Genomic DNA, 4244 nt, shown 5'->3' with positions numbered 1-4244 from the left:
CAGCGATACGCGACGAACTTGGATCCCGGCCTTCGCCGGAACGACGTTCATAAGCGGCGGAAGCTACCCGCTGCAGGATTTCGCCCTTCGGCTTCAAAACCGTCGTACGCGCCACTGGCGCCTACAACTTCCGGCGAAGGCCGGAACCCAAGTTCAACTACCGTTCCTGAGCCCGAACGCTCCTACGCGCGCCTGCCACCAATAGATCCAACGGGTGGACCGTATAGCCCTTATCGCTTGCTCGTTTCGCTCTCTCAACAGAGCGTACGAACATTCCTGTACGCCTGCGCTCATGATCAATCTCCGGGCCATCCCGCTCAGCAGGTTCCCAGGAATTCAACAAACCGATCAATCGTCGTGTTGCCCCCGCCGCACCAGCTCCATCGAAAAAATCGTCACCGTCCCGGCCCGCAGCAGATTCATTGAGGACACCAGCATGTCGGCCGCACCCTGGCCAGAAACCGTCGCCTCCGCGAGATCGAGCAAGAATCCTTCGCCCTCGACGTGACCCTCATTGTCGAAGTCGACCCTGAAGGCCAGCTTGACCCGCCAGGCCGAATCCGGCCTGGGTTGATACGGAATCGCGCCGGTCGAGGGTGCTCCCCTGAAAACATGCGTCATGGCCGCACTCCCCGAGCGCGGAGCATCAGCCTTGCGCCAAACAGATTGACGCCTAACCCAAGAATCACGAGCACGAAGGCGGCGACTTTCCACGGCTGCAGTCCCTCTTCCAGCACCAGGACCGACGAGGCCATGCCGAAGACCGGCACCAGGAGGGTCAGCGGCGCGATGCTCGCTGCCGGATACAGGGCCAGCAGCCGGCTCCATACCGCAAAGCCCAGCAGCGTGGTGGGATAGACCAGGTAGGCAAGGGCTGCCACCGTGCTCCATTCCATCCTTGCGATGCCGCCCGCGATGCGGGCAGGCCCTTCGACCAGCAGCGACAGCGCGAACATCGGGATCGGCACTACCAGGCTGCCCCAGACCACCAGTGCGAACATGTTCACTTTGCCCAGGCGCTTCGACAGCAGGTTCCCGCAGGCCCAGGCCAATGCCGCGAGGATCACGGCCAGCAAGCCAGGCGCCGACACGTCTCCTCCGAGATTCGCCGCGACCAGGGCGATACCTGAAAACGCCAGCACCGCACCGCCGATCTGGAAGCGGGTAGGGCGTTCGCCCAGCAGCCAAGCCGCGAGCCCGATCGTGATGAACGATTGCAGCTGCAGGCTCAGCGAAGCCAGGCCCGCCGAGACGCCAAGGTACATGCCGCCGAAAAGGAAAGCGAACTGCACCCCGAACATCACCAGCCCATAGGTAAGGATCATGCCGAACGGGACCTCCGGCCGCTTCACGAAGAAGACCGCGGGCAGTGCGGCCAGGGTGAAACGAAGAGCGCATAGCAGCAGTGGCGGCAGATCCTTCAGCCCAAGCTTGATAACAACGAAATTGAAGCCCCAGATGGCGACGATGCCGACGGCGGCAAGCAGGTGGCGCGGATGCATGGACAATTCCCGTGAACGAAAATCATCTTATAGCATCGTCTTGTCGAGGAAAAAAACGCTTTATACTCACCTTCTCTTGAATGCGATTCACACAATGAGTTCATCCCTTCCGCCGCTGCATACACTGCGCGCCTTCGAGGCCATCGGGCGCCTGCGCAGTTTTTCGCTGGCCGCGGGCGAACTGCACCTGACCCATAGCGCGATCAGCCACCAGATGCGCGCGCTCGAGTCCTCCCTGCAAACCTCCCTGATCGACCGCTCGCGCCGCGAAATCGCCTTGACCCCGCAAGGGCAGCAGTTCCTTGCCGTGGTGCGTCCGGTCTTGCGGCAGCTGACCGAGATCGCCGAGACCTTGCGCCACGCGGAGTCGCGGCGTTTGCGCATCAATGTGCTGCCATCGTTCGCGGCCAGGTGGCTGTTGCCGCGGCTGGGCGATTTCTTCGTGCGGCATTCGGACATCGACGTCGAGGTGGCCGCGACCCAGGCGGTGGTGGACCTGGGCGCGGCGGGCGCGCATCTCGCCATCCGCTACGGTAACGGGCAATGGCCGGGGACGCGCAGCGAACTGCTGTTTCACGAAACCCTGTTTCCGGTGGCGAGCCCCGCGTTCATCAAGCGGCATCGCATCCGGAGGATCGAGGATCTCCAGCGGGTCAACTTGTTGCGCGACGATTTCCATCCATGGGATGCGTTCCTGGCCGCGGCATTGCAGGATGCATCCCAGTGCCAGTTCGGTCCTGTCTATCGCGACTCGGCCCTGACCCTGCAGGCGGCGGAAAGCGGCCAAGGCGTCGCATTGGCCCGAAGCTGGCTTGCGGCCGACGCGCTGAAGGGCGGCAGCTTGTCCCGGATCGGAGCCTTGTCCCTCCCCGCGCAGTCGGCGTATTTCCTGGTCCATCCGCGCGATGCACTGACGTCCGCCGAGGTGAGCGAATTCATTGCGTGGCTACGGGCGCAAGCCGAAGTGACCCAGCTATACTGATCGTCCAATACTGAAGGGAGCTGCGATGAATGTCTATCTCGTGACAGTGGATACGCTCGCCGATTGGGAAATCGGTTACCTCACCGCGGAACTGAACAGCCGGCGGTTCTTCGCCGACCCCGCCATGGAGTTCAAGCTGCTGAAAGCCGGCATTGGCAAGGCCGAAGTCTCCAGCATGGGTGGGGCGCGCTATACGCCGGATGTCACGATCGACGCCATCCAGATGAAAGAAGGCGACCTGCTGCTCCTTCCCGGTTCCGACATATGGGATTCGCCGCAGGTAAGACCGGTGCTCGAATTCGCGGCGGAGGCGCTCGATCGCGGACGCCAGGTGGCCGCCATTTGCGGCGCCACGGTCGGCCTGGCCGGCGTGGGCGCCCTCGATCGCCGGCGGCATACCTCGAACGACCTCGAGTTTCTCAAGCAGACCTGCCCGCACTACCAGGGGGAAGCCCTGTATCGCAAGGAGCCGGCGGTACGCGGCGATAACCTGATCACGGCAACAGGTCTGGCGCCGCTCGAGTTCTCCCATGAAGTGCTGAAGATGCTGAAGGTGTGGCGGCCCGAAACCACCAAGGCCTGGTATCGCCTGTACAAGACCCGCCAGGAGCGCTGGTACCACGAGCTCGTCGCATCGATGGAGCCGCAGCCTGTTTGAGCGGGCAGTCGCCAATGCGCGATCGGCAAAATAAAAGCCCTGGCCACCGGCCAGGGCCTTCTCATCCGGCAGCCCGCCGAATGCAGCCGTACCGCACCGCGACCGGGCAGGAAAGCGAAAACGGATCCCGCGTTTCCTGCGTCACCGTCGCCAGCGCTTGAACGGCTGGGCCGACACTCGTCACCTTCTTTGCTCCCCCCGATTACCGAAGCCTCCGGCGACGGGTGTAGCCCAGTTCTACCCTTATGCGCATTGGGTAGTTGCCGACGTGACTACGACCACGGCAGCGCGAGTGGTTCCTCGGCGCTAGCCGGGCAAGGTCGTGTCGTCACGACGACAAGAGTCATTATCCGCTTGCAAAGCAACTCATCTGTTCGGAGCCACACATTTGGCTCAGCAGCCCTTGCTCCCGTTCGATAGCTTATGCGCCTTGCGAGGGACGACGTACCACAGTCCGGCCAGCAGGATCAGCGTGCCGATCGCAGCACCGATACTGACCGCGACGCGCGCTGACATGCCGGTCGTCGCCAGGTAGATCACCGTGAACATATCGAGCGCCAGGCCGATGGCGAGGGGGCAAAGCGCTCCACGGATCATTCGCGAGGCGAACTTGACCATCGTGTCGGTGGCGTGGCCCCGGCAGGTACGGTAATAGATGGCCGGTGTCATGACCATGGCGACCGAAACGATGACCATGACGAGTCCCGCCACATGGCATATCTTTGCGAATGTCGCCAGGTCTTCGAAGCGGTCGTTAAAGACTGCAATGGTCTGGAATCCAAAAAGGGCCTGGACCCCGGGAAGGATGACGCGCGCCTCTTCGATAATGTTGCGCATCTCCGCATCGATGTTGTTCGTTTCTGCTTGCTGATTTTCCATAGCTGAACAGTACGCCCAAAGTCCCCCACCATCAATGCGCGCACGCTTGAACCCACTATGGAACACGAAGGCCGGAATGCCAAGCGACGTGCGAGGAAGAGCCGCCGCCGAGTCGCAGCATGACAACATCGCCACTTGTGCACCAGGATTGCGTTTGCTATAGTTCTGTTCCCCCGACGCAAACGTCGCTGCTTGGCAGAGACGGATAGCGTAGGAGGAGAGG

The 4244-nt window shown here is 62.3% G+C and carries 5 protein-coding genes; 2 read left to right on the top strand and 3 right to left on the bottom strand.

Features of this window, described 5'->3' with window-relative positions:
• Positions 1 to 348: 348 nt before the first annotated feature.
• Positions 349 to 621: a hypothetical protein gene (locus KBW98_RS23535; protein WP_211522598.1), complete on the bottom strand. Its 273-nt coding sequence runs from the start codon at positions 619 to 621 to the stop codon at positions 349 to 351.
• The gene (locus KBW98_RS23530; protein ID WP_211522597.1) at positions 618 to 1502 is read right to left on the bottom strand and encodes an EamA family transporter; all 885 of its coding nucleotides are present in this window, start codon (positions 1500 to 1502) and stop codon (positions 618 to 620) included. Before KBW98_RS23530 ends, KBW98_RS23535 begins: the two co-directional genes overlap by 4 nt.
• Here KBW98_RS23530 and KBW98_RS23525 point away from each other — a divergent pair.
• Both KBW98_RS23525 and KBW98_RS23520 read left to right on the top strand, forming a co-directional pair.
• The gene (locus tag KBW98_RS23525; protein WP_211522596.1) at positions 1501 to 2484 is read left to right on the top strand and encodes a LysR substrate-binding domain-containing protein; all 984 of its coding nucleotides are present in this window, start codon (positions 1501 to 1503) and stop codon (positions 2482 to 2484) included. The two genes, KBW98_RS23530 and KBW98_RS23525, sit on opposite strands and share 2 nt — an antisense overlap.
• 25 nt (positions 2485 to 2509) lie before the next feature.
• Positions 2510 to 3142 carry a type 1 glutamine amidotransferase family protein gene (locus KBW98_RS23520; RefSeq protein ID WP_211522595.1) on the top strand — a complete coding sequence of 211 codons (633 nt, stop codon included), beginning with the start codon at positions 2510 to 2512 and terminating at the stop codon, positions 3140 to 3142.
• Between the two features lie 393 nt (positions 3143 to 3535).
• Here the strand turns inward: KBW98_RS23520 and KBW98_RS23515 are convergent.
• Positions 3536 to 4244 (bottom strand): DUF6328 family protein (locus tag KBW98_RS23515; protein ID WP_229429393.1); only part of this gene is annotated, 709 nt, incomplete at its 5' end.

The sequence above is a fragment of the Massilia sp. ST3 genome (assembly GCF_018119405.1).
Classification (GTDB): Bacteria; Pseudomonadota; Gammaproteobacteria; order Burkholderiales; family Burkholderiaceae_D; genus Telluria.
The sequence above is the reverse complement of the archived record's forward strand: the minus strand, read 5'-3'. Positions and strand labels throughout refer to the sequence as shown.